This window comes from Hydrogenophaga pseudoflava (assembly GCF_031020795.1).
Taxonomy (GTDB): Bacteria; Pseudomonadota; Gammaproteobacteria; order Burkholderiales; family Burkholderiaceae_C; genus Hydrogenophaga; species Hydrogenophaga pseudoflava_A.
Window position 1 is genome coordinate 62104 of record NZ_JAVHJP010000008.1, and the last position, 25143, is coordinate 87246.

The 25143-nt window shown below is 69.8% G+C and carries 22 protein-coding genes and 1 pseudogene; 13 read left to right on the plus strand and 10 right to left on the minus strand.

The features are described 5' to 3' along the window. Window positions 1-113: 113 nt before the first annotated feature. The 3 genes from RCO38_RS21460 to rsmA are packed head-to-tail and all read left to right on the plus strand — an operon-like array spanning window position 114 to window position 4714. Entirely contained in the window at window positions 114-2564 is a 2451-nt protein-coding gene (locus RCO38_RS21460; protein WP_308330484.1) for an LPS-assembly protein LptD, read from the plus strand. Window positions 2565-2589: 25 nt separating this feature from the next. Continuing rightward, window positions 2590-3927, plus strand: a complete 1338-nt coding sequence (locus RCO38_RS21465) for a peptidylprolyl isomerase (RefSeq protein ID WP_308330485.1) — start codon at window positions 2590-2592, stop codon at window positions 3925-3927. A 22-nt stretch (window positions 3928-3949) separates the two neighbouring features. After that, on the plus strand, window positions 3950-4714 hold the full coding sequence (rsmA, locus tag RCO38_RS21470; RefSeq protein WP_308330486.1) for a 16S rRNA (adenine(1518)-N(6)/adenine(1519)-N(6))-dimethyltransferase RsmA: 765 nt from the start codon (window positions 3950-3952) through the stop codon (window positions 4712-4714). Between the two features lie 195 nt (window positions 4715-4909). Here rsmA and RCO38_RS21475 read toward each other — a convergent pair. The 5 genes and pseudogenes from RCO38_RS21475 to bfr form a co-directional block, all read right to left on the minus strand. Beyond that, window positions 4910-5305, minus strand: a pseudogene (locus RCO38_RS21475) (barstar family protein); the annotation flags it as partial. A 59-nt stretch (window positions 5306-5364) separates the two neighbouring features. Next, on the minus strand, window positions 5365-5796 hold the full coding sequence (locus tag RCO38_RS21480) for a ribonuclease domain-containing protein (protein WP_308330487.1): 432 nt from the start codon (window positions 5794-5796) through the stop codon (window positions 5365-5367). Window positions 5797-5999: 203 nt separating this feature from the next. Continuing rightward, on the minus strand, window positions 6000-8306 hold the full coding sequence (locus RCO38_RS21485; protein WP_308330488.1) for an NADP-dependent malic enzyme: 2307 nt from the start codon (window positions 8304-8306) through the stop codon (window positions 6000-6002). Between the two features lie 203 nt (window positions 8307-8509). After that, window positions 8510-8722 (minus strand): (2Fe-2S)-binding protein, encoded by a 213-nt coding sequence (locus RCO38_RS21490; protein ID WP_308330489.1) that lies wholly within the window; start codon window positions 8720-8722, stop codon window positions 8510-8512. A 108-nt stretch (window positions 8723-8830) separates the two neighbouring features. After that, window positions 8831-9307 carry a bacterioferritin gene (gene bfr, locus RCO38_RS21495; protein WP_308330490.1) on the minus strand — a complete coding sequence of 159 codons (477 nt, stop codon included), beginning with the start codon at window positions 9305-9307 and terminating at the stop codon, window positions 8831-8833. Between the two features lie 260 nt (window positions 9308-9567). Between bfr and RCO38_RS21500 the strand changes: the two genes are divergently transcribed. The 10 genes from RCO38_RS21500 (at window position 9568) to RCO38_RS21545 (ending at window position 19022) form a co-directional block, all read left to right on the plus strand. Next, window positions 9568-11769, plus strand: a complete 2202-nt coding sequence (locus tag RCO38_RS21500) for a TonB-dependent hemoglobin/transferrin/lactoferrin family receptor (protein ID WP_308330491.1) — start codon at window positions 9568-9570, stop codon at window positions 11767-11769. 19 nt (window positions 11770-11788) lie between these two features. Next, window positions 11789-12127, plus strand: coding sequence for a hypothetical protein (locus RCO38_RS21505; protein WP_308330492.1), 339 nt, complete (start codon window positions 11789-11791; stop codon window positions 12125-12127). After that, window positions 12124-13248 carry a hemin-degrading factor gene (locus RCO38_RS21510; RefSeq protein ID WP_308330493.1) on the plus strand — a complete coding sequence of 375 codons (1125 nt, stop codon included), beginning with the start codon at window positions 12124-12126 and terminating at the stop codon, window positions 13246-13248. Before RCO38_RS21505 ends, RCO38_RS21510 begins: the two co-directional genes overlap by 4 nt. Further along, on the plus strand, window positions 13245-13652 hold the full coding sequence (locus tag RCO38_RS21515; protein WP_308330494.1) for a VOC family protein: 408 nt from the start codon (window positions 13245-13247) through the stop codon (window positions 13650-13652). Before RCO38_RS21510 ends, RCO38_RS21515 begins: the two co-directional genes overlap by 4 nt. 27 nt (window positions 13653-13679) lie before the next feature. Further along, entirely contained in the window at window positions 13680-14651 is a 972-nt protein-coding gene (locus RCO38_RS21520) for a heme/hemin ABC transporter substrate-binding protein (protein ID WP_308330495.1), read from the plus strand. Next, window positions 14648-15121, plus strand: a complete 474-nt coding sequence (locus RCO38_RS21525) for a hypothetical protein (RefSeq protein ID WP_308330496.1) — start codon at window positions 14648-14650, stop codon at window positions 15119-15121. The genes RCO38_RS21520 and RCO38_RS21525 overlap by 4 nt, the downstream gene beginning before the upstream one ends. Continuing rightward, a complete protein-coding gene (locus RCO38_RS21530; protein ID WP_374694573.1) occupies window positions 15118-16209 on the plus strand; it encodes a FecCD family ABC transporter permease in 1092 nt (363 codons plus the stop codon). Before RCO38_RS21525 ends, RCO38_RS21530 begins: the two co-directional genes overlap by 4 nt. Further along, complete coding sequence (locus tag RCO38_RS21535) at window positions 16206-17048, plus strand: heme ABC transporter ATP-binding protein (protein ID WP_308330497.1); 843 nt, start codon at window positions 16206-16208, stop codon at window positions 17046-17048. Before RCO38_RS21530 ends, RCO38_RS21535 begins: the two co-directional genes overlap by 4 nt. Continuing rightward, window positions 17045-17491 (plus strand): hypothetical protein, encoded by a 447-nt coding sequence (locus RCO38_RS21540; RefSeq protein WP_308330498.1) that lies wholly within the window; start codon window positions 17045-17047, stop codon window positions 17489-17491. Before RCO38_RS21535 ends, RCO38_RS21540 begins: the two co-directional genes overlap by 4 nt. Window positions 17492-17600: 109 nt before the next feature. Further along, window positions 17601-19022 (plus strand): class II fumarate hydratase, encoded by a 1422-nt coding sequence (locus RCO38_RS21545; RefSeq protein ID WP_308330499.1) that lies wholly within the window; start codon window positions 17601-17603, stop codon window positions 19020-19022. Window positions 19023-19045: 23 nt separating this feature from the next. Here the strand turns inward: RCO38_RS21545 and RCO38_RS21550 are convergent, their stop codons facing one another. The 5 genes from RCO38_RS21550 to RCO38_RS21570 all read right to left on the minus strand — a co-directional run bounded on the left by RCO38_RS21550 (window position 19046) and on the right by RCO38_RS21570 (window position 25143). Continuing rightward, entirely contained in the window at window positions 19046-20842 is a 1797-nt protein-coding gene (locus tag RCO38_RS21550; RefSeq protein WP_308330500.1) for a hypothetical protein, read from the minus strand. Beyond that, the gene (locus RCO38_RS21555; RefSeq protein WP_308330501.1) at window positions 20839-21183 is read right to left on the minus strand and encodes a hypothetical protein; all 345 of its coding nucleotides are present in this window, start codon (window positions 21181-21183) and stop codon (window positions 20839-20841) included. Before RCO38_RS21555 ends, RCO38_RS21550 begins: the two co-directional genes overlap by 4 nt. Before the next feature lie 123 nt (window positions 21184-21306). Continuing rightward, window positions 21307-22392 carry a DUF1513 domain-containing protein gene (locus RCO38_RS21560; protein WP_308330502.1) on the minus strand — a complete coding sequence of 362 codons (1086 nt, stop codon included), beginning with the start codon at window positions 22390-22392 and terminating at the stop codon, window positions 21307-21309. Window positions 22393-22489: 97 nt separating this feature from the next. Next, window positions 22490-23533, minus strand: a complete 1044-nt coding sequence (locus tag RCO38_RS21565) for an imelysin family protein (RefSeq protein ID WP_308330503.1) — start codon at window positions 23531-23533, stop codon at window positions 22490-22492. A 104-nt stretch (window positions 23534-23637) separates the two neighbouring features. After that, a complete protein-coding gene (locus RCO38_RS21570; RefSeq protein WP_308330504.1) occupies window positions 23638-25143 on the minus strand; it encodes a di-heme oxidoreductase family protein in 1506 nt (501 codons plus the stop codon).

Below are 25143 nucleotides of genomic sequence, written 5' to 3' on the forward strand. Positions count from 1 at the left end.
ACAAATCCCTCTTGCCTGCGGCCACGTCCGCAGGCAGTCCGAAGCCCGGTCGACCGACAGCGACGGGGCATGTGCCACCGAAATCAGAGACGGCCGTTTCGCCACACACCGCCTTGAAACCTGATTCCTCCTCCCTGAACAGCCCCGCCCGCCCGTCGCGCCTGGCGCGACTCCCGGAACCCACCACCCTGGCGCGCGCTGTGCAGGGAGCGCTGGCCGTTCTGGCACTGGGCGGAGTCTGCACACCCTCCTGGGCCCAGAACACCGCGGCCGGGCAGGATGCGGCGGCCATCCGTCTCAAACCGGGCGATACGCTGGTCCAGCAGGTGCCGACGGAGGTCCGCAAGCAACTGCCGGTGTTCATCTGGGGTGAGAGCCTCGAGGGCGAGATGGACGGGGTGACGGTCATGCAGGGTGGCGCCGAGCTGCGGCGCCACGACACCGTGATCCGGGCCGACCGCATCGAGCACGACAAGCGCACCGGCGAGACCAAGGCCCAGGGCAACGTGCTCATCAACCGCAACGGCGACCGCTTCACCGGTCCCGACGCCGAGGTCAATGTCAACAGCCACTGGGGCCATTTCAACCAGCCCGAATACTCGCTGCTGAAGAACGAGGGCAAGGGCGACGCGCGCCGGGTCGACTTCATGGGTGACGACCGCACGCTGGTGCACGATGGCCGCTACTCGACCTGCCCGCGACCGCCCGGTTCGACCTGGATGCCCGACTGGATCGTGCGCGCCTCGTCCATCGAACTGGACCGGGTGGAGGACGTCGGCATCGCCAAGTCGGGCGTGATCGAGTTCATGGGGGTGCCCATCCTGGCGGCGCCCATCCTGAGCTTCCCGCTGTCGGACCAGCGCAAGACCGGGGCCCTGCCGCCCAGCCTGAGCATCAGCACCCAGAGCGGCGTGGAACTGTCCACGCCCTACTACTTCAACATCGCCCCCAACTACGACGCGACGGTCACGCCCACGCTGATGACCAAACGCGGTCTGGACCTTTCGGGCGAGTTCCGCTACCTGCAACCGGGCTACTCCGGCAACCTGCGCACGTCCTACATGCCGTCGGACAAGCTGCGCGACGACGACCGCTGGGCGGTGGCCTACCGGCACAACCAACAGCTGACCCGCCCGATCGGCGGGGGCAGCCCGATCGGGCTGCGGGTGAACCTCAACAAGGTCAGCGACGACAACTACTGGCGCGACTTCCCGCGCACCATCACCTCGCTGACTTCCCGCCTGCTGCACAACGAAGTGTCGATGGGCTGGGGCAAGGGGCCGTGGTCAGCGAGCGCCGGCATGTACCGGTACCAGACCCTGCAGGACGTGAACGCGCCGATCACGCCGCCCTTCGACCGGCTGCCGTCGGTGGGTTTCTCGTACGAGCAGCCGAACCAGACGCTGTTTGGTGCCCCGGGATGGGATTTGTCCTTCGCCACCAACGCCACGCGTTTCCAGCGGGCGGTGCTGAGTGCAGGTGTGCCGACCGGGCGGGAGATCGGTGGTGACCGCTCGGTGGCGGTGGCTCAGATTGCCCGGCGCTGGCAGGCACCGGGCTGGTTCGTCATCCCCAAGGCGCGGGTGCACATGGCGCGCTACAGCAACGACAACACCACCGGCTCCACGGTGTCGGCCACGCGCACCGTGCCCACGGTCAGTATCGACAGTGGGCTGGTGTTCGAGCGGCCGGCCGAGTTCTTCGGCACCAGCTACATCCAGACCCTGGAGCCGCGCGCCTTTGCGACCTGGACGCCCTTCCGCGATCAAAGCGAACTGCCCAACTACGACTCGGCCGCGCGCAGCTTCAACTACTCCAGCATGTTCGCCGAGCACGCCTTCAGTGGCAACGACCGCATCAGCGACACCCGGGCGGTGACGGTGGGCGTGAGTTCGCGTCTGCTGGCCCCCGAGACCGGCGCCGAAGTGGTTCGCCTGGGCGTCGCCCAGCGTGCCCTGCTGGCTGACCAGAACGTCACCCTGCCCCGCGGCACGCCGGTGACGGAACGGCTGAGCGACACCCTGCTGGCGGGCCGCGTGCAGTGGGACCCGCTGTGGTCGGTCGATGCCAACGTGCAATACAACACCAAGGCCAGCGAGTCGCGGCGCACCACGCTCGGCGGGCGCTACACGCCCGGCCCTTACAAGGTGCTCAGCGCGGCCTACCGCATCCAGAAGGGTGTGAGCGAGCAGCTCGATCTGGGCTGGCAGTGGCCGCTGTCCGGCCTCTGGGGTCGCACACCCGAGCCCGTGCCAGGGCGAGCCCTGGGGCCGGGCCAGTGGTACGGCGTCGGCCGCCTGAACTACAGCCTGCCCGACCGCAAGCTCATCGACGTGATCGCCGGTTTCGAGTACGACGCCGGATGCTGGCTGGGGCGCGTCGTCCTCGAGCGCCTGCAAACCAGCGCCACCACGTCGGACCGCCGCATCCTCTTCCAGCTGGAGTTCAACGGCTTCTCGAAAGTCGGTGGCAGCTCCTTGCAGAGCATCCAGGCCAATGTGCCCAAATACCAGTACCTGCGTGAAGAAGTCGTTCAGCCCAACCGTTTCCAGCAATATGACTGACTGTCCGGGAGTTCACCGCAGAGGCTTGCAGATCCTGCTGGCCGGAGGGCTGCTGCTTGGCGCCTGGCCCGCGCAAGGTCAGGCCTTGCGTCCGGTCTCGGAGCTGCAGCGCCCCGCCAGCGGTCCCTCAACCCGCACCGTGGACTACATCGTCGCGCTGGTCAACTCCGAGCCGGTGACCAACTTCGATGTCCGGCAGCGCATGCTGCGTGTCGAGCAGCAGTTGGCGGCCCAGGGCCGAACCCCGCCGCCCCGCGACGAGCTGGCCCGGCAGGTGCTGGAGCAGCTCATCGTCGAACGGGCGCTGTTGCAACAGGGCACCGAACAGGGCGTTCGTGTGGACGAAGCCACGCTGGCACAGGCCGAGCAGTCGCTGGCGGCGCAGAACCAGCTCAGCGTGGAGGCCTTCCGGCGGCGGCTGGCCGCCGAAGGCATGGACCTCAACAAGCTGCGCAGCGAGCTGCGCAACCAGGTGCTGCTGCAGCGCCTGCGCGACCGCGAGGTGGAGGCGCGTGTGCGCGTCACCGAGGCCGACATTGATCGTTTCATTGCCGAGCGGCAGGCGGCCCGGCCCGAAGGACTGGAGCTCAACCTGGGTCATGTGCTGGTGGCGGTGCCCGAAGGGGCTGGTCCCGACCAGCTGCGCGAGCTGACGGCCCGCGCCCAGGGCGTGGCCGACCGACTGCGTGGCGGTGCCGATCTCGCGGCCCAGGCGCGCGAGTATTCGGCAGCGCCCGAGGCAGCCGGCGGCGGTCTTCTGGGGCTCCGACCCCTGTCGCGCCTGCCCGAACTCTTCGTTCAAGCCACGCGCAATCTGCCGGTGGGCGGCGTCGCCGGGCCGGTGCGCAGTGCGGCCGGGCTGCACGTGCTCAAGGTCGTGGAGAAGCGCCAGGCGCCGCTGCCCGAACTGAGTGTCGTGCAGAGTCGGGCGCGCCATATCCTGCTGCGCCCCGGGGCTCAGCTGAGCCAGGACCAAGCCATCGTGCGGCTGGCCAGCTACCGGCAACAGGTTGCCGCGGGGCAGGCCAGCTTCGAGGATCTGGCCCGCCAGCACAGCCAGGATGGTTCTGCGCGCCAGGGCGGGGACCTGGGCTGGGTCTCGCCCGGCCAGTTCGTGCCCGAGTTCGAACAGGTGATGGATGCGTTGCGCCCTGGTGAGATGTCGCAACCGGTGGTGTCCCGGTTCGGCGTGCACCTGATCCGCCTGGAGGAACGCCGCCAGGCCGCGCTCAGCGAGCGAGAACAACGCGACATGGCGCGCGAACTGGTGCGCGAACAGAAGGCCGACGACGCGATCAACGCCTGGACCGAAGAGGTGCGCAGCCGCGCCTTTGTCGAGCTGCGCGAATCGCCGCAGCCTTGAGTCCCTGTCGGAACGCCCGCGCATGAAGCATGTCGCGCGAAAGCGCTTCGGTCAGCATTTCCTGAGCGACAGCGCGATCATCGACGCGATCGTCGAAGCGATCGCGCCTTCGCCCTCGGATGCCATGGTGGAGATCGGTCCGGGCCTGGCCGCGCTGACCCAGCCGCTGGTCGAGCGCCTCGGGCGCCTGACGGTGATCGAGCTGGACCGCGACCTGGCGGCGCGCCTTCGGGAGCACCGCCTGCTCGATGTGGTGGAGTCCGACGTGCTGCGCGTTGACTTCACCGCGCTGGCGGCCCGGTGGCCGGGTCGCCAGATCCGGGTGGTGGGCAACCTGCCTTACAACATCTCCAGCCCCATCCTGTTTCACCTGCTCGACCATGTCGCGGTGGTTCAGGACCAGCATTTCATGCTGCAGAAGGAGGTCATCGACCGCATGGTGGCCGCGCCCGCGACCGCCGATTACGGGCGCCTCTCGGTGATGCTGCAGTGGCGCTATGCCATGGAGAGCGTGCTGTTTGTGCCACCCGAGAGCTTCGATCCGCCGCCCCGGGTCGACAGCGCGGTGGTGCGCATGGTGCCGCTGGCGCAGCCGCCCGCGATGGATTTCAGAACCTACAGCGAACTGGTGCTGACTGCGTTCAGCCAGCGCCGCAAGATTCTGCGCAACACGCTGGGCAAGTGGCTGGAAGCGAGGGGGTTCGCGGGCGACTTCGACCTACAGCGCCGCGCCGAAGAAGTGCCGGTGGCGGAGTACGTCGCGCTTGCGCAGGCCGTTCGGCCATGAAAAAAAGCCGCTGCGGGGCAGCGGCTTTTTTCGAAGCTCCGAGGTCGATCAGGCCGCGGTCAGCCAGTACCCGGCGTTGAACGGGCTGCTCATGCGCAGCGCCATCGGACTGACGTCCAGGATCTTGTCCGTGGGCATGGGTTCTTCGTTTTCCACCTCGATCGGCTCTTCACCTTTTGGGGCGCGCGCAACGGAGAAAGAATAGAAGCAGCGGAACGGAATCTTGCGATCGCTCCAGTAGTCGGCGGCGTCGCGGAAGATGTCCAGCAACTGCTCGCGCGCTTCCTTGTCGAACTTGGCGTGTGCCGGGATGTGCTCGAGCACCACGATGAAGCCGGTCTGCGGGCCCGACTTGTGGACCAGATCGGTCATGCAGTCGTAGAGGGCGTCGAAGTTCTTGCCGAAGTGGGGCGGCAGGGTGTACTGCGCGGCGATCAGTTCGAGCACGTCCTGCTTGCTCTGGGCCTTGGCCAGGTTGGCATACAGGAAGTGGTGACCCAGCTGCTCGGCGGCGAACTGCAGATCCTTCACGCCGAACGCGCGGATCGACTGAACGATGTTGGTACGAACATTACGAAGTGGCGTGTCCATCTCCGCGTCTCTTTCTACAGTCAAAGTTGAAAACTGAAATCCATCCACATCACCGCGGGTCACTGCACGATCAGCCGGAAGCTGCTGTAGTGGTCCTCGGTGTAATAACAGGCGTCGGGTAAACGCGGCTTCTGGCCTCCGCACACGATCCTCCTGGCCCCCCGGTGCCTCAACCCCGGCGTGGGCACGGTGTATTCCCTGTAATACCCCCGCTTCTGGCCGGGCAACAGGCGCTCACGGTTGCCGAACACGCTGCCATCCTTCTCGTACCGGAACGGGCCACCCTGGCGGATCTGCTCCATGACCTCCTGTCCCTGTGGCGGCAGGCCGGTGTAGGCCACCGAAGCCACCGCGGAACCGGGAAGTACGGAGGAGGGAGTCCGGGCCTGCACCAACATGGTGCTCAGCGACGTCGCCAGAGCCGCAGAAAGGGCCAGTCCCGCGACCAGCCCGACACGGCTTTTACTTGCCCGGATCGGTTGCAGACCCATCAAAGTCCCTGTGTTCCTCAAGCCATCCACCTGCCCACGGGCGTCCGCTCAGCGCGGATTTGGGCCCGTTTGGGGGTGGGTTAACCCTGAAATACAAGCGCGTTAGTGTGCCTGATGCGTTGCAAAAAAGCAAGTTGCTGCTGCTTATTTAAGCAGATGGCACCGCATTTTCTCCGGGAATTAGTTAGTGCTTGCTATGGGATTCAAGCTTGCCGCTGCGCGTTGGCCTCGGCCACGGTGAGGGCGGTCATGTTGACGATACGGCGCACGGTGGCGCTGGCAGTAAGGATGTGCACAGGTTTGCCCACGCCCAGCAGCATCGGGCCGATGGCGATGTTGCCGCCCGCCGCGGTTTTGAGCAGGTTGTAGGCGATGTTGGCGGCGTCGATGTTGGGGCAGACCAGCAGGTTGGCGTCGCCCTGGAGGGTCGAGCGCGGCATGATCGATCTGCGTGCATCGGCGTCGAGCGCCACATCGCCGTGCATCTCGCCGTCCACCTCCAGCCATGGTGCATTCGATTGCAGGAGGGCCAGGGTCTGGCGCATCTTGACCGCGCTGGGCTGGTTGGACGAGCCGAAGTTGCTGTGCGAGAGCAGCGCGGCCTTGGGCGTGATGCCAAAACGCATCATCTTGCGCGCCGCCATCTGGGTGATTTCGGCCAGCTGTTCCGCCGTGGGGTCGTAGTTGATGTGCGTGTCCACCAGGAAGACCTGGCGACCGGGCAGCATCAGCGCGTTCATGGCGGCGTAGCAGTTGGCGCCGTCGCGCTTGCCGATCACCTGGTCGATGTAGTCCAGGTGCAGCTGGGTGTTGCCCCAGGTGCCGCAGATCATCCCGTCCACGTCGCCGCGGCGCAGCAGCATCGAGCTGATCAGCGTCAGGCGCCGGCGCATCTCGATCTTGGCCAGCTGTTCGGTGACGCCACGGCGCTCCATGAGCTGGTGGTAGGTGGTCCACAGTTCGCGGTAGCGCGCGTCCTGCTCGACGTTGACCACGTCGTAGTCCAGCCCTTCCTTCAGGCGCAGGCCGAACTTGACGATGCGTTCGGCGATGATGGCCGGACGGCCGAGCAGTGTGGGGCGGGCCAGGTTCTCGTCCACCACGATCTGGCAGGCGCGCAGCACGCGCTCCTCTTCGCCCTCGGCGTAGGCGACGCGCTTCTTGTGCGCCGTCTTGGCGGCGGCGTAGAGCGGCTTCATGATGGTGCCGGAGGCGAACACGAAGCTCTGCAGGCGCTGCTTGTAGGCGTCCATGTCCGTGACCGGGCGCAGCGCCACCCCGCTGTCCGCCGCCGCCTGCGCGACGGCCGGCGCGATCTTCATCATCAGGCGCGGGTCAAAGGGCTTGGGGATCAGGTACTCGGGGCCGAAGGCCAGCTTCTCGCCGGCATAAGCGGCGGCCACCACCTCGCTCTGCTCGGCCTGCGCCAGCTCGGCGATGGCGTGCACCGCGGCGATCTCCATCTCGTCGGTGATGGTCGATGCACCCGCGTCCAGCGCGCCGCGGAAGATGTAGGGGAAACACAGGACGTTGTTGACCTGGTTCGGGTAGTCGGTGCGGCCGGTGGCCATGATGGCGTCGTCGCGCACCGCTTTCACGTCTTCGGGCGCGATCTCGGGATTCGGGTTGGCCAGTGCAAAGATCAGCGGCCTGGCGGCCATCTTGGCGACCATGTCCTTCTTGAGCACGCCACCGGCCGACAGGCCCAGGAACACGTCGGCGCCGGCGATCACGTCGGTCAGGGTGCGCTGCTCGGTCTTCTGGGCAAACACCGCCTTGTCCGGGTCCATGAGTTCGGTGCGGCCTTCGTAGACCACCCCTGCCAGATCGGTCACCCAGATGTTCTCGCGCGGCAGTCCCAGCTTGACCAGCAGCTGGATGCAGGCCAGCGCGGCGGCGCCCGCGCCCGAGGTCACCAGCTTGACCTCCTTGATGTCCTTGCCGACCACCTTCAGGCCGTTGAGCAGGGCCGCGCCGACCACGATGGCCGTGCCGTGCTGGTCGTCGTGGAAGACGGGAATCTTCATGCGCTCGCGCAGCTTTCGCTCGACGTAGAAGCAGTCCGGTGCCTTGATGTCCTCAAGGTTGATGCCGCCGAAGGTGGGTTCGAGCGCCGCAATGATCTCGACCAGTTTGTCGGGGTCCTTCTCGTTGATCTCGATGTCGAACACGTCGATGCCCGAGAACTTCTTGAACAGTACGCCCTTGCCTTCCATCACCGGTTTGGCGGCCAGTGGGCCGATGTCGCCCAGGCCCAGCACCGCGGTGCCGTTCGTGATGACCGCCACCAGGTTGCCGCGGCTGGTGTACTTGAAGGCATTGACCGGGTCGGCCACGATCTCTTCGCAGGGCGCCGCCACGCCGGGCGAGTAGGCCAGCGCCAGGTCGCGCTGGTTGGTCAGCTGCTTGGTGGCGGCGATCGCCACTTTGCCGGGGACGGGTTTCTCGTGGTATTCGAGGGCGGCGAGGCGCAGCTCGGCGCGCTTGTTCTGGGCTTGTTCGGTGCTCATTCGGCTGTCTCCGGCGTGTTGATTCTGCAATGCGAAAAGCTATTGCGCATTCTAAATCTTGGTGATCGGCGTGACCATCGTTTTTTGCGAACGGATGGTTCGGGCGCCTGTGACATTCTGGGCCGGAATCCGGCGGGCGCAAGCTCGGTTTTCCACAGCAAAAAGCCGCCCGAAGGCGGCTTTTTGCTGTGACATCCAGAAGGTCAGGCTGGTGCCGGGGCCTTGGCCTGCAGCTGCAAGTGGGCGGTGGGCTGGGAAGGGCGGCACTGCATCCACACGGCCCGGGCGCTTGATTCGCACTGTCCGCACTGCGTGGCCACGCCCATGTCGATCTGGATGTCATCGAAACTCGCGCCGCAGCGCGCAGCCTGGGCAATGGCTTTGTCGTTCACACGGCGGCAGACACAGACGATCATGGTGGCGCAGGGATTAGAGGAAGAGTAGGCAAATGATAATTGCTCGCATTCAAACCTCAAAGTCCCCTGCGCACCGAGGGGATTGGCCACCCATCAGGTGGCCTTGGCTCAGCTCTCGTCGCCCATCTGGCTCTGCAGGTAGTTCTGGATGCCGACCTTGTCGATGAGTTCGAGCTGGGTTTCGAGGAAGTCGATGTGCTCCTCGGTGTCGTCGAGGATCTTCATCAGCAGGTCGCGGGAGACGAAGTCGCGCACCGACTCGCAGTAGGCCACGCCGTCCTTGATGGTGGCCTGAGCCGCCCGCTCCAACGCCAGGTCGCTGCCCAGCATCTCGGGCACGTTCTCGCCGATGTTGAGCTTGCCCAGATCCTGCAGGTTGGGCAGGCCGTCGAGCATGAAGATGCGGTCCATCAGCCAGTCGGCGTGCTTCATCTCGCCGATCGACTCCGAATATTCCTTCTTGGCCAGCTTGTCCAGGCCCCAGTGCTTGAGCATGCGGTAGTGCACGAAGTACTGGTTGATGGCGGTCAGCTCGTTCTTGAGTTGGGCCTGCAGATGGGCAATGGCTTGTGGGTCGCCTTTCATGGGTCCGTCCTTTCCTGTTTTGTGTGTGACCCAACATTGTGGTCGGTTCATGCGCGCTTCGTACACGCTCCACCGGAAACACTATACTTAATGCGAATCATTCTCATATAATACGGATCTTCAACCCCTGCCAGCCAGGCATGCGCCGTCTTTGCGGCCAGTGTGCAGCCAGCCCGGGAAGATATTTTTCTTCTTCAGGTCTGCCTATGCCTCCTCGTTGCGCGCTTCGATCCGCCGCCTGCCGACCCCCACTCGCTGCAATGGCTCCCGTGGTGCTGGCCGTGCTGGTGCTCTCCCCCTCCGCCGCCTTCGCCCAACTGCCTCCCGCCAGCGAGCCGCCGGCCGCCAGCCTGCCAACCGTGGTGGTCACGGGGTCGCGCAGCGAGCGGGACCCGGCCGAGGTGCCTGCGGTCATCGACGTGCTGGACCGCGAGGCGCTGGACCCCGCGGGCGTGCAGGACATCCGGGACCTGGTGCAGACGCTGCCCAATGTGTCGGTGAAGCGCGCGCCCACCCGCTTCGGCGCGGCGGTCGGCTCCACCGGCCGGGACGGCAACGCCGGCTTCAACATCCGTGGGCTGGAAGGCAACCGTGTGCTGCTGACGGTCGACGGCGTGCGCATGCCGAGGGAACTGACCAGTGGCGTGTTCGGTTCGGCTGCGTTCGGCCGCGATCACTTCGAGTTGGGTCACATTGCGCGCGTGGAAATCCAGCGCGGTGCCGGCTCGGCGCTGTACGGCTCGGACGGCCTGGCCGGTCACGTGGCCATGTTCACCGCCGAGCCACGCGATCTGGTGAAGCCGGGGCAGACCGTGCTGACGCGGCTGAGCCTGCAGGCCGACACCGAGGACGACGGGCGCCGCGTGGGTCTGATGGTCGCCGGGGCGCCCAACGAGCGGCACCAGTACCTGGCGAGCCTGCATGCCGGTGCGGCCGGTGCCCTGGACAACCAGGGCCGTAACACATCGGCCGGCAGCGCCCGCACCGCCCCCAACCCGCAGGACGACCGCTCGCTGGGCGCACTGCTCAAGTGGATCGCGACACCCGGAGGCGGCCAGAAGCACAGCTTCACCGCCGAACACGTCGACAAGCGCAGCGAGGTCGAGGCCTACAGCGGCCGAGGTGCGGCCAACGGCTTCCTGACGACCGACCTCGACGGCACCACCGACATGCGCCGCAGCCGTCTGGGCTGGGATGGCCGCTTCCACATGGACGCCCCGTGGGCCGACGAGCTGCGGGCCACCCTGGCGCTGCAGGACGCCGAATCGCGGGAACTGGCCCTGGAACAGCGCAGCAGCCTGGCCGGTGGCCCGGTGACCGGCCGCAGCCGCGACGTGACCTATGAAGAGCGCCTGCTGCAGACCACGCTGCAGGGGGAAAAGACCCTGTCATCGAAGGCGGGCGGCTGGTCGCAGCGGCTGGTCTATGGCGTGGACCTGGTGCGCAGCGAGCTCGACAACCTGGTCACCGGCACCGTGCCGCCGGTCTACGAGCGCTACCCGCTCAAGCGCTTCCCCAAGACCACGGAGAACACCGTGGGCGCCTTTGTGCAAAACGAGTTCCAGACCGAGCGCTGGACGGTGGTGCCCGCACTGCGCTACGACCATGTGAGCCTGGACGCCGAGGACGACGCGCTGTATCCCAAGCAGCCGGCGGATCTGAGCGCGTCGGCGCTGTCTCCCAAGCTCGGCGCGATCTACCGCGTGAGCGACCGCTGGGCCCTGTTCGGCAACGTCGCGGCCGGCTTTCGGGCACCCTCGGCGCTGCAGCTCAACAACTCCTTCGACAATCCGCTGGGCTATTACCAGAGCATCCCCAATCCGGACCTCAAGCCGGAGAAAAGCCGGACGCTGGAGCTGGGCGCGCGTGGCGGCCACGAGGACTTCCAGTGGGAGGCCAGTGCCTTCAGCGGCCGCTACCGCGACTTCATCGAAGAGCTGGTGCGCGTGGGCGGCACGGGCGTGCCGGGCGACCCGATCCGGTACCAGGCCGTGAACCGCGGCCAGGTGCGCCTCAGTGGGGCCGAGATCAAAGGGCGCTGGCAACTGGCGGCCGCCACCGCCTTGCGCCTGGCCCTGGGCCGCACACAAGGCAAGGACACCAGCACCGGCCGTCCGCTGAACTCGGTCAACCCGGCCGAGTTGCACGCCGCGCTGGAGCAGAAACTCGGCGCCTGGACCGTCGGCCTGGGCCTGACGCACGTGGCGGCCAAGAAGGCGAAGGACGTGGACTTCAGCGCGACCCCGGCCCAGTTCGTGCCCAAAGCAACCACCACGCTGGACCTCAAGACCAGCTGGCAGCTGAGCCCGGCCACCCGCCTCAGCGCCGCCGTGCGCAACCTGACCGACCGGACGTACTGGCAGTGGACCAACGTGCGCGGCGTGGCCGCCACGTCCCCGGTGCTGGACGCCTACACCGCCCCCGGCCGCAGCGTCTCGGTGGCGCTGGTGACCAACTTCTGACCTACCCCAAGGAGGCCCCATGGACGCCCATCACCACCCCCTCGCGCAGGACGACGCCACCGGCGACGAGGAGTACCTGCTGCCTTCCGTCGACGCGCTGATGGCCGGCACCTTTGCTCTGATGACGGGCTACGCCCAGGCCGGCGCCGAATGCCCGAACCGGGGCCTGATCGTCAAGAAGCTGGTGTCCAACCTGTTCTTCCTGGCGAACCACCCCGAGGTGGCGCCGCCCATGCGCTGCATGCTGGGCAACCTGCGCACGCGCTGGCAGATCCTGCTGGAGGAGACCGGCGCCCACGGCTCGCGCGAGCCGGTGCCGACCGCCCTGTGGCACACCGCCCCGGGGGCGCTGCAATGAACGCCGCGCCGATCATCATCCGGGAGCCCGCGATGGACGTCGGCGAGAAGGCGGAAGAGCTCCGTCAGCGATTCGCCCAGGCGCGCGCCCGTGGACTGCGCGCCCGCGAGGCCGCTGACGCGATCGGCCTGAGCGAGGGGGCTGCGGTGGCCGCGCACGTGGGTGCGCACAGCCAGCCGTTGCGTGCTGTGCCCGTGCAGCCCCGGTGGCTGGAGATCCTCCAGGCGCTCGAAACGTGCGGGCCGCTGATGGCGCTGACCCGCAACGACAGCACGGTGCACGAGAAGACCGGCGTCTACCGGAACCTCTCGTCCAGCGGCCCGGTGGGCCTGGCGTTGGGCGAGGACATCGACCTGCGGCTGTTCTTCAATCACTGGCACGCCGGCTTCGTGGTCACCGAGGTGCAGGCCAGCGGCACCGAGCAGGCCAGCCTGCAGTTCTTTGACGCCCATGGCACGGCGGTGCACAAGGTCTATCCGCGGGCCCAGACCGAGCTGAGTGCCTGGGCGCAGTTGCACCAGCGCTGGGCCGATCCGCTGCGCGCGGTGGCCTTCCGGCCCGGGCGTGCGCCGGATCCCACGTCCGACGCCGAGGACGATGCCGCGCACTGTGCGGCCGACTTCGCGCAGGCCTGGGCGCAGATGACCGACACGCACCAGTTCTTCGGCCTGCTGCGCCGGTTCGGGCTGGAGCGCCAGCAGGCCTTCGGTCTGGTCGAAGGGCGTTTCACGCAGCGTGTGGACATCGGCGCGGTGCGTCAGCTGCTGCTGGCCGCGTCCCTGGACGCCACGCCCCTGATGGTTTTCGTCGGCAGCCCGGGCTGCATCCAGATCCACACCGGCCCGGTGCGGCGGGTCGAGCCCATGGCGGTGCACGGCAAGACCTGGCTCAACGTGCTGGACCCGGGTTTCAACCTGCACCTGCGCGAAGACCTGATCGCCGGCGCGTGGATCGTGGAAAAGCCGGGCGATTGCGGCACCGTGACCTCGCTGGAGGTGTTCGATCACGAGGGGGGGCTCATGGCCATGTTCTTCGGCGCGCGCCAACCCGGTCAGCCCGAACGAGAGAACTGGCGCGCCCTGCTCGAGCCCCTGCGCCACACCGGCGAGGTGGCCGCATGAACGCGCCGACCCCCCTCAAAGCCATCGAACTCAAGGCCTTCGTGCCGGCGAAGGACTTCGCGCTGTCCAAGCGCTTCTACGCCGACCTCGGTTTCGAGCAGCGCTCGGAAGGCGGCGGTGTCGCCTACTTCCACGTGGACGGCTGCCCCTTCCTGCTGCAGGACTTTTACGAACCCGCGCTGGCGGACAACCTGGTGATGCACCTGCTGGTGCCCGACGTGCAGGCCTGGTTCGCGCATGTGCAGGCCCAGGACCTGGTCGCCCGCTACGGCGTGCGCGTCACGCCGCTGGTGGACCAGCCCTGGGGCATCACCGAGTTTGTCGTCATCGACCCCGCCGGCGTCTGCTGGCACATCGGGCAGAACACCCCTGGCTTCGCACCCGTAGGCCGCCTGGCCGACTGAACCCCATGCCACCCCGACACCACACCCATGGATTCACCGCTGTCACACCCCTGCCTTCCCGCGTCACCGCCCGCGAACGACTGGTCCGCCAGCGCGCCCAGGCGGCGGGCGCTCGTGTGCCTGGCTGGCTCGGCGCTGCTCGCCGCTGGCAGGCCTTCGTGGAGCCAGACTGCCCCTGTTGCCGGGCCCCGGACGCCGGGCGCTGAGCGCCGGCCGCGCCTGGTCACGGTCGGTGGCGGCATCACCGAGGTGGTCTATGCGCTGGGCGCGCAGGAGCTGCTGGTGGGCACCGACACCACCAGCCTGCACCCTGAGGCCGCCCAGCACACGCCCAAGGTCGGCTACATGCGCCAGCTCTCGGCCGAGGGCCTGCTGGCCCTGCGCCCCGATGCGCTGGTCGCCGGCACCGACGCCGGCCCGCCGGTGGTGCTGGACCAGATCCGCAGCGCGGGCGTGAAGGTCGAACTGGTCGAGTCGGACCACCGCTGGGACGAGGTGCGGCGCAAGGTGGCGGCCGTGGGCCGTGCTTCCGGGCGCGGGGCCGAGGCGCGGGCGCTGCAGGAGCGGCTGGACGCCCGCTGGGCCGCGGTGCAGGCCCGGGTGCGCAGGGGCCGCCAGGCCCGCCCGCCACGCGTGCTGTTCGTGCTCTCGCACACGGGCAGCCCGCTGGTTTCGGGCGAGGCCACGGCGGCCGATGCGGTGATCCGCTTCATGGGGGCCACCAATGCGCTGGGCGGCTTCAAGGGCTACCGGCCGATGACCGCCGAGGCCATGGCCCTGGCGGCGCCGGACCTGATCCTCATGACCACCCAGGGGCTGGAGGCCGTGGGCGGGGCCGAGAAGTTCTGGCAGCGGCCCGAACTGGCGCTCACGCCGGCCTACCGGCAGCGCGGAGGCGGGCGCTCGCTGCTGCACCTGGATGCGCTGGAGCTGCTGGGCTTCGGTCCAAGGCTGCCGGAGGTGGTCGAGAAGCTGCACCAGCAAGTGGTGATGTCATGAGCGCGGTGCTGCGCACCCCCGACCTGGCCCGCGCCCTGGCCGACTACACCGGCCGCCTGGGCTTCGAGTGCCTGCAACACGTGCCGGGCGCGCTCGCCCTGCTGCGCCACGGGCCGCTGCAGCTGCAGCTGTGGGCCTGCGCCGCACCGCCCGGGCGCTTCGAGCGGCTGCGGGCGTCCGACCTGCCGGCGGCGCGCTTCGCGCCCGCACAGCAGAGCGTCGTGGTGCACCGCATCGAGACCCTGTACACCAGCCTGCGGGCGGCGCTGAAGGCCGCCGGCATGGACCCGCTGGCCCGGCTGTCGGTGGGCGGGCCCATGCTGCGGCCCTGGGGCGCGCGCGAGTTCGAACTGCGCGACCTGCACGGCAACCGCATCCACTGCGTCGACTGGGGCGTCTGCGCGCACGACCCGGCGCAGCTGGCCCGCTTCGACCTGCTCGACGGTGACCTGCCGGAGGACGGCGGGTGAGCGGGGCCGCCGCCCTGCGGGCGCCGGTGCGCGACGGCGCCCTGCCGCGCCGCCTCACCGGCCCGGCGCTGCTGGCCGCGCTGGCGCTGCTGTTGCTCTTCACCCTGCTCTGGGCCGCCGGCCGTGGCGCCTACGGGTTGCCGCTGTACGAGTTGCCGGGCGTGATCGCCCGCGCGCTCACCGGCGCCGGGGACGCCATGAGCGACGGCGCCGACCTGGTGTTCTTCAACATCCGCCTGCCGCGCCTGCTGCTGGGCCTGTGCGCGGGCGCCGCGCTGGGCATGGCCGGGGCGCTGATGCAGGGCCTGTTCCGCAACCCGCTGGCCGACCCCGGCCTGATCGGCGTGAGCAGCGGCGCCGCGCTGGCCGCGGGCGTCGCCATCGTGCTGGGCGCCGCCTGGTTCCCCGACCTGCCGCGTGCCCTGGGCAGCTGGACCCTGGTGCTCACCGCCTTTGGCGGCGGGCTGGGCGTGACCGCGCTGGTCTGGCTGCTCTCGCGTGGCGAGGGCGGCGCGCGCGTGGGGCTGATGCTGCTGGCCGGCATCGCGGTCAATGCGCTGGCCGGCGCCGGCCTGGGCCTGCTGAGCTTCCTGGCCAGCGACGAGCAGTTGCGCAGCCTGCAGTTCTGGCTGCTGGGCAGCCTGGGCGGCGCGCGCTGGAGCGCGGTGCAGCTGGTGGCCGCGCTGTCGCTGCTGGCGCTGGCTCTGGGGCTGCCGCTGGCGCGCACGCTCAACGCGCTGGCGCTGGGCGAGGCGCAGGCGGTGTTGCTGGGCGTGCCGGTGGAGCGCGTCCAGCGCCGCGTGATCGTGGTCACCGCGCTGGCGGTCGGCGTGGTCACGGCCACCACCGGCATCATCGGTTTCATCGGCCTGGTGGCGCCGCACATGGTGCGCCTGGCCGCCGGCCCGGACCACCGCTGGGTGCTGCCCGGCTCGGCCCTGCTGGGCGCCAGTCTGGTGCTGGCGGCCGACGCGGTGGCCCGCACCGTGGCCGCTCCGGCCGAACTGCCGTTGGGCGTGCTCACCGCGCTGGTGGGGGTGCCTTTCTTCCTGTTGCTGCTGCGCGGTGCACCCGGGAGGCGCCTGTGAACGCCCTGCCCGGCGCGCACGATCTGGTCGCGCAGGGCCTGAGCGTGCGGGCCGGGGCGCGGTGGCTGCTCTCGGGCGTGGACCTGCGGCTGTGCCCCGGCGAGGTGGCGGCCGTGCTGGGCCCAAACGGGGCCGGCAAGTCCACGCTGCTGTCGGTGCTGGCCGGCCTGCGCCGGCCCGAGCAGGGCCGGGTCGCGCTGGGTGGGCGGGCGCTGTGCGAGGTGCCGGCCGGGCGGCTGGCGCTGGAGCGCGCGGTGCTGCCCCAGGACAGCGGCGTGGCCTTCGACTTCCGTGTGCGGGATGTGGTCGAACTCGGCCGCTACCCGCACCGCGGGGAGCCCTCGCGCGACGAGGCCGGCATCGTGCGCGCGGCCATGGCGCTCACCGATGTGGGCCACCTGGCCGAGCGTGCGCTCAACAGCCTCAGCGGCGGCGAGCGCGCGCGGGCGCAACTGGCGCGCGTGCTGGCCCAGATCTGGCACCCGCTGCCCGACGGCCGCCCGCGCTGGCTGCTGCTGGACGAGCCCACCGCGGCCCTCGATCTGCGCCACCAGCACGGGACCATGGCGACGGTGCGCCGCTGGGCGCGCGAACAGGGGGGGGGCGTGCTGGCGGTGCTGCACGACCCCAATCTGGCGCTGCGTTACGCCGACCGCGTCTGGGTGCTGGACGGCGGCCGGCTGCAGGCCGGCGGCACGCCGGCGCAGACCCTCACGCCCGCGCTGCTGCAGCGGATCTGGCGCGTGCGGGCGCGTCCGGTGGCGGACGACGACGGCCGCGTGCAGCTGCTGCTGGCGCCGGAGGGTGAACCACTCAAGGACAGGGAGGACGTGGCATGAACAACAGGCTGGTGGTGGTGCAGGGGCGCGTGCGCTCGGTGGCGCAGGACCTGGCGCTGGAACATGGGGCGCTGGTGGGGCGGCTGGGCCGGCTGCAGCAGCGCGTCACCGAACAGCTGCAGGCCGGGGCGCGCCGGCAGGCGGCGCTGGAGGCGGAGAACCTGCGCCTGCGCTGCGAGCTGGTGCGCATGCGCACGGCGGTGGCCTGGGATCTGCGGCCGACGGTGCTGCAGGCCCGCCCCGTGCCCGGCCCCCGGGCCAACCCTTCCCGCGCGGACGCCGGGCTGCGCGAGGCGCAGGCCGTGATCTGCCAGACCGGCTGCAGCGGCCATGCCCACCCCTGGCTGGAGCCGGACGGCCAGTGCCGCCGCACCGGGCAGGCCTGCGACCGCCTGGAAGGCGAGGCCGTGGCCGTCACACCGCCCCGCGCGCCCGTGCCCTGAGCCGCGCTTGACCCTGCCCGCAGTGGTCGCATCGGGGGGCGTCGGGGCGGTGCCCGGCGGACGGGCGCACGATGAGACCCCGGCCCTGCGGCCGTCCGAAGGGATCCCCATGAACCCACCCCACCCGCCCGGCCCTGCGCCGCAAGGCGGCGACTGGCGCACCGAACACGATTCCATGGGCGCGGTGCGCGTGCCCGCCCAGGCGCTCTACGGCGCGCAGACCCAGCGCGCCGTGCTCAACTTCCCGGTCAGCGGCCAGCCCATGCCCGCGGGCTTCGTGCGCGCACTGCTGCAGCTCAAAGCCGCGGCCGCGCAGGCGAACGGCGAACTCCAGGCCCTGCCGGCCGGCGAGGCCGGTGCCATCGTGCAGGCCTGCGCCACGCTGCTGGCCCAGGACGACGCGGCGCTGATGCCGCACTTCCCGGTGGATGTCTTCCAGACCGGCTCGGGCACCAGCAGCCACATGAACGCCAACGAGGTGATCGCGACGCTGGCCAGCCGCCAACTCGGCGCGCCGGTGCACCCCAACGACCAGGTGAACGCCAGCCAGAGCAGCAACGACATGGTGCCCAGCGCCATCCACGTGGCGGCGGCGCTGGCCCTGCACCAGCGGCTGCTGCCGGCGCTCGAACACCTGGTGAAGGTCACGCAGGCCAAGGCCGCACAGACCCACGCCCACGTCAAGACCGGGCGCACGCACCTCATGGACGCGACGCCGGTGCGCCTGGGCCAGGCGCTGGGGGGCTGGGCGGCGCAGCTGGAGGCCGCGGCCGGGCCCCTGCGCGCCGCGGGCACGGCGCTGCTGCAGCTGGCGCTGGGTGGCACGGCGGTGGGCACCGGCGTCAACGCCGACCCGCGCTTCGCCCCGCTGTGCTGCGCCGGGCTCGCGCGCGCCACCGGCCTGCCGTTCGCACCGGCCGCCAACCGCTTTGCGCTGATGGGCGCGCAGGACACGGCGGTGGCCACCTCGGGGGCGCTCAAGACGCTGGCGGTCGCGCTGATGAAGATCGCCAACGACCTGCGCTGGATGAACTCTGGGCCGCTGGCCGGGCTGGGCGAGATCGAGCTGGAAAGCCTGCAGCCGGGCTCGTCCATCATGCCCGGCAAGGTCAACCCGGTGATCCCCGAAGCCACGGCGATGGTGGCGGCGCAGGTGATCGGCAACGACGCCACGCTCACCGTCGCGGGGCAGTCGGGCAACTTCGAGCTCAACGTGATGCTGCCGGTGATCGCGCGCAACCTGCTGGAGAGCATCGGGCTGCTCGCGAACGTGATGCCCCTGCTGGCCGACAAGGCCATCGCCGGCTTCAAGGTCAACGAGGCGCGGCTGCAGCAGGCGCTGGCGCGCAACCCCATGCTGGTGACCGCCCTCAACCCGGTGATCGGCTACGCCCAGGCCGCCGAGATCGCCAAGCAGGCCTATCGTGAGGGTCGGCCCATCGTCGATGTGGCGGCTGAGCGCACCGGCCTGCCGCGCGAGGAACTGGAGCGGCTGCTCGACCCGGCGCGGCTGACCGGAGAGGAGGGGTAGCCCCCACGCTCTGCTGTTGCGCCTCAGGCCATCGCGCGTTCGGGCGCCTCGGCGATCCTGGCGGTGTCCTGCGTCTGGGCATGGGCCGCCTGGTGCGCCTGCGCCAAATGCTGCTCGCTGCTGCGCGACTGCGCCTCGCGCACGCTGAACTCGCTCACGGGCGCGCCCTCTTGCACCATCGCTATCCGCTCGGTTTGAGCGGCCCTGGGCTTCAGTTCGGCCGGCAGCTCGGGCGGCGGCAGGCCGCGCTCCTTGTACACCTCGCGGATCGCGCCCAGGTGGCCGATGTCGCGCCACAGCTCGTTGGCCCCCTGCTGCACGCGCCCGGCCTGGCGCTGCTGCGCCAGTGCTTTGGGCCAGCCCTGGTCGACGTTGTTGTGCGAGTCCGTGTTCGATTGCAGCGCCTCCACCGTGCGGCGGCCCTGCGCCACCTCGCCCACGTACTGCCGGTGCTTCTGCGCCAGTTGCTCGTTGCTCAGCGCGCGGTAGTTCTCCAGCGGTTCGTGGGGCAGGGCGCGCGGGTACTTCCCGTGCACCGCGTCGCTGTAGGCACCACGCACCGCATCACGGGGCTGCTTGCCGGCGTCGATGTGGCGGGCCAGGGCCTCGTTCACATCGTCCTTGTCCACCTTGGGAAAGCGCGCGTGCATCTGCTCCCAGCCCTTGTCGATGCACGCCCGACCCTCGAAGTAGCGCCCGTTGCGCTCGGCCTCTTTGCCGAAGGCGGCGCTGGCCGCATCCAGCCGGGTCTGCAGGCGCGCGCGCTCGGCTGGTTCGGTGGAGTGCTGCAGTTCCTCTTTCAGCCCATTGACCTGGCGCAGCAGGCGGCCTTCCTTCGAGACGTGGTCGTAGCCGAGCTGACCCACTTCGCGACCGAGGGTTTTGCTCCACTGCTGCAGACGAGAGTCCTCGTACAGCTTCTCGGCGCCATAGGCCGCAGCGCCCCCGGTGGCCACACCACCGACCACCGGCCCGACCGGCCCGGTGACCGGGCCGGTGAGCGCGCCGGCGGCCGCGCCGGGAATGGCGCCCACCGTGGCGGCACCACCGGTGACCACGGTCTTGACGGCCTGGTTGGCGGTCTCCTCGCCGCCGCGCACCCACTGCTCGCGGTTGGAGCGCGCGGTGGCTATGGCTGCGTCGACCTGGTTCTTGGCGTCATATGCGCCGTAGGCCGTGCCGAGCACGCCGGCGGTTTTGACGGCAGGACGAATGCCATGCCCTTTGACCGGAAGGTGCAGGCGGTTGTCGACGGTCCTGACGAATTCGTGCGGTTCGTAAAGCTGGCGGTTGGGTGTCAGGTACTGGCGCGCGCCGCCGGGTTTGCTGACCTGGCCGTCCAGCTCGCTGGTGGGTGCCACCGTGTTGACGAACACCTCGGTGGGCGCCTTCGGGGTGATGCGGTAGACGTCGTACCGGGGCGATTCGCTGGTGACCGGCAGGGCGAAGTGGTGGGAGAGGTTCCGGCCCTCCTGGATGGCGGCATCGAGGTCGGCTTCCTTGGCCCAGAACGGGGAGAAGGGAGATGGCGTCTGGCCTTTGGGGACGATCTTGACCAGGGGCTCGTCGAGCATCTCCATGCGGGGGAGTTCGCGGCCGGAGGTGATCTGTTCGATGGCGCGCTCGCGGAGCTTGTCTATGGAAGCGTCGGGTGCGGCCTCGTTGAGCCTGGTCAGATACTTGATTCCATCAGGACTCTTCAGGTACCTTTTGGCCTCCTCTTCGCTGACGCCCTGGGGCTTGAAGGTCAGCGCTTCCCTGATGGTCTTTTCGTCGTAGATCCGCTTGAGTTCGTCAGGCGTCAGATCCGGCTCACTCATGACAGAGTGCCTTTCCTGATGTTCTCAATGATGGCGTTGATGTCCTGGTCGTCCTGAGACAGTCCCCCTTCCATTTCTATCGCGAACGCCACATAGGCGCCCTCAACGTCTGGATCTTTGTAGTCTCGGTAAAGGCCCTCGCCGGAGACAGCCCATCTGCCTGGTATGTCGTGCCGATCAGAGATGGGTGCGTGGACCCTGCCTGCCTTGGCGTCCTCTATCAACGAGCGCATGCTCTCCAGCAGGCCCTGCACCCGCTCCTCGTGCGGATACTGCTGGCACACCCATTCAAGCCGCTCGGCGGCGGCCTTGAGCTTGGCGGGATCGATCTTCTGTGTCATGGCGGCTTCCCTGAAAACGGTTGTTGTGAACGACGAGGCCGGATGTTCCCACACGCTGGCGCCCACCGGCTCCACCACTTGCGGTGGGCCGCAACCCTCCTCGGGCAGCTGGGCTCACGCCCCTCAGGCCAGCGGCACCCAGTGGTTGTCGAGCTGCAGCGGCGTGGACGTGGCGCGGGCTTCGCCCTGGTCGCCGAGCACGCCAGTGGCGCCGCCCAGCCACCAGTGGCCGTCGCGGCTGGTCAGCGCGCAGGCCTCGCGGTGCGGCAGGGCGCTGCGCCAGACAGCGCGCGCGTCGAACAGCGCCAGCTGGTGGGTGCGCGGGCAGCTGACCGCGAAGCCGCCGCTGGGCCAGGCGCAGATGTCGCCGCCGTAGCCGGCCACCGGCGGCTGGCCTTCGGCCGCGCGCAGCGTGCGGCCGTCCCACACTGCGAGCACCGGGGCGCCGGCCTTGTCGGTGGCCTGCGGGTGCTCGGCCTGCAGCGCGATGCCCAGCGTGCCCGAGACCGGGTCGAAGGCCAGGTGGCGCAGGCTCAGGAACGGGTCGTCCAGGCGCCACTGGCCCAGCAGCTCGCCGCTGCCGGGGTGCAGCGCCACCAGGGACGCGTCCATGCGGCCGAGCGCGCGCTTGCTGCGCCCGGTTTCGGGCAGCGTGGGGATGCCGCCGTTGGCCACCATCAGCGTGCCGGCGGGCAGTTCGCCCACCGCCTGCGGCAGCGCCAGCAGCTGGTGCGGGTCCATGCCGTGCGTGGCCCACTCGCCGGTCTTCTCCAGCGACGCAGCGTCGCGCACCCCGATGCGGCCCATCGCGGTGTCCAGGTCGGTCTCGGTGGTCCAGAGCGAGGCGCCCCCGGGCGCGGTGACCACATGGCCGTTGAAGCGCCGGTCCCCGCCGATCCAGTGCCACTGCGTGCGGCCGCTGGCCGGGTGCCAGCGCAACAGCCAGTCACCCGGCCGCCGCGCCACCGCCAGCACCGAACCGCCGTCTTCGGCCCACAGGCCATGCGCCCGCGTCGGCACCACCAGCGAGCGCTGCACCGACCACGACGTGTCGCCAACGGACAGCAGACCGATGCGCTGCTCGTCCTGCTGTTGCCAGGCGGCGAGCAGGGTGGCGTTGGAACCCGCCGCGCGGGCAACAGGCATGAGCACCGCACCCACGCCCAGCAGACACAGCGCCCGGCGCGAAATGCCCCCTTCGAGAAACACCGCGGAACCGGCTCCGCCGGGCCGCAGGTGTGGCCCCCCTAGGGGGGTGACGCCGCAGGCGGCGCGGGGGGAGCCCCTTCCCGCGGCGCGGGGGGGATCAATCTCCGTCGGCATCGGAGAACCCGAGCGGCACGTCCAGGGCCGCCGCCACCTCCGTCTGGAACAGCGTGGTCACGCCCTTGAGCGTTTTCGACAGCGCCATCAGCTCCTTCTCGCCCGCCTTCGCGGGCAGCGCGGCGATGGCGGCGTCGGCGCGGTCCAGCGCTTGCGCCCAGCGCTGCGCCAGGGCGATGTGTCCCTTGCCCATCAGCAGCGCCTCGATGGGCACCAGACCCTGGCCCGGTTGTGGTGGCTGCGCGCGCTGCGCAGCGGTCAGGCGCGCCTGAGCCCGCAGCGCCTGCCACTGCGCGCGCCACTCCGCGGCGTTGTCGGCAGAGGCCGTGCGGGCGAACTCGGGCGCATGGCCTTTGCCGGCCGTGCGGGCCTTTTGCACCGGCTGCTCGATGTGGGCCCAGCGCAGCCGCTCCAGGCCACCGAGCCACTGGTTGATCCATTCGGCGAAGGCGCTGCGGGCGGCGTCCTCGTCGCCGGTCCAGTCGCGCGCGGCAAGCTGGTCGAAACCCGCGCGCAGCGCCACCGCTTCCGCGGAGATGCCGTCGGCCAGCAACACCAGGTAGGGACACTGGGTGGGCGAGGACGGGGCGGCCAGCAGCTGTTCCATGGCCGGAAAGCCCTTGGCCGGCGTGCCGACGGATTCCATGTCGGCCAGCGTCTGCGGCGCGCGCTCCAGCGCCTTGGCCAGCAGTGCGGGCCGTGCGGGCCAGAAGTCGATCTGCCGCTGCGAGCGGCGCTCGATCACCGGCCCCAGCGCGGGGCTGGACAGCGTCTGCCACGACAGCAGGGCCCGGCGCCACGCGTCCTTCAGCGCCGCCGTGGCGGCGGGTCCGGCACAGTGCTGGCGCGCGGCGGTGCTCAGGGCCTTGGCCTGCGCTTCAAAGTCGCGCGCCAGCGGCGGCAGGTGCTGTGCGTACAGGCCCTGCAGCGCGTGCTCGCCGCTGTAGTAGGGGAAGGCGAGCGCGCCACCGGTCTGCGCTTGCGCGCCCCCAACCAGCACGCACATGCCAGCCAAGGTGGCGAGCATCCAGCACACACCGCGGAACCGGCTTGGCCGGGCCGCTGGTGTGGTCCCCCTCCCGCCGAAGGCGAGAGAGGGGGAAGCCGCGAAGCGGCGCAGGGGGTGTGTGCTCATAGTGAGTTGACGAACGCGACCAGCGCGTCGCGGTCCTGCTTCGTGAACTTCAGCACCTGTTCTTTCGAGCGCTGCGCCTCGCCGCCATGCCACAGCACGGCTTCGAGCACGCCGTTGGCGCGACCGTCGTGCAGCAGGCGCTGGTGGCCGTTCACGTCCCGGAACAGGCCCACGCCCCACAGCGGCGGCGTCTTCCACTGCCGGCCATTGGCCAGGAAGTCGGGCCGGCCATCGGCCAGGCCTTCGCCCATGTCGTGCAGCAGCAGGTCGGTGTAGGGCCATATGCGCTGGCCGGCCACCTTGGGGCTGGTCAGGCGCGGGAACAGCGGCTCGCCAGTGACGTAGCTCGGGCGGTGGCAGGTGGCGCACTGGGCCTGGGCGAACAGCGCCTGGCCGCGCAGCACCTGCGGGTCGTCGGCCTTGCGGCGCGCGGCGGGGGCCAGGGTGGCGGCGTAGAACACCACGTCGTCCAGGGTCTTGTCGTCGATCTCGGGCACCTGGGCGCTGGCCTGCGACGAGGGCATGAGCCCGTCGTGGCCGGTGCGCTTGCCACCGCCGTGCGGAGCGGCCAGACAGTCCTTCTGCGCGGGTGTGCAGGCTTCGCGCCAGTTGACGCTGCTGGTGATGCCCATGTCGCCCAGGAAGGCGCCCGCGCTCTGGTGCGCCAGGCTGCCGGTGTTGGCCTTCCAGCCGAAGCGGCCGATGACCTCTTTCTGCGCAAAGGCGTCCCAGACGCGGTTGGGCTGGCCCTTGACGGGGCCTGGCGCTGCGGCCTGCGTGCGGGCGTTGGCGAGGATCTCGGTTTCGGGAATGGCTTCGAGCAGGCCCAGGCCTGCCATGTGCGGCGCGATGCGTGGGCTGACCATCACCTCTTTCGCCATCGGGCCGTAGCCGAGCCCGGTGAAGCGGTAGACGGGTTGGTGCAGCGTGTAGCGCGTGCCGTCGGCAAAACGGCCGTGCACCGGCGTGCTGTGGATGCGCACCGTGCCCTCGGCCTTCACGCCCTGGATGCCGGCGTTGTTGAACTGGTCGCCGTAGGTGGGCTCGGGCACCACGCCGTCGTGCGGCGCGGGCGTGCCAGGTACCGAGAGGCGGAACAGCAGCGCGACCGTGTTGTCGGGCTCGGGGCCGAGCGTCTTTTTCCAGTCGGGCGGCGCGCCGCGGCCGTCCATCACATGGCAACCGGCGCAGGAGCGCGCGATGAAGTGCGGACCCAGGCCGTCGCGCGCGGTGGTGGAGGCGGGGGCTTCGACCCAGTTGCGCTTGAAGAAGGAGTTGCCGATGGCAAAGCGCGTGCGCTCGGCATCGTCCAGGGTGGCCAGGGGGAACGAAAACGAATTCTTGCCCGTCGTGTGCACGGTGGCGGCACCGCCGGTGAATTCGCCCAGCGGGTCCGGGTCGGCGTCGGCGGCGGCGGGCCCGACGAGGACCCAGGCCGCCGCACCGATGGCGGCGGCCCCCATGGCTGGCGCGAAGCGCTTGGCTGTGGGAAGGAGGTTCAT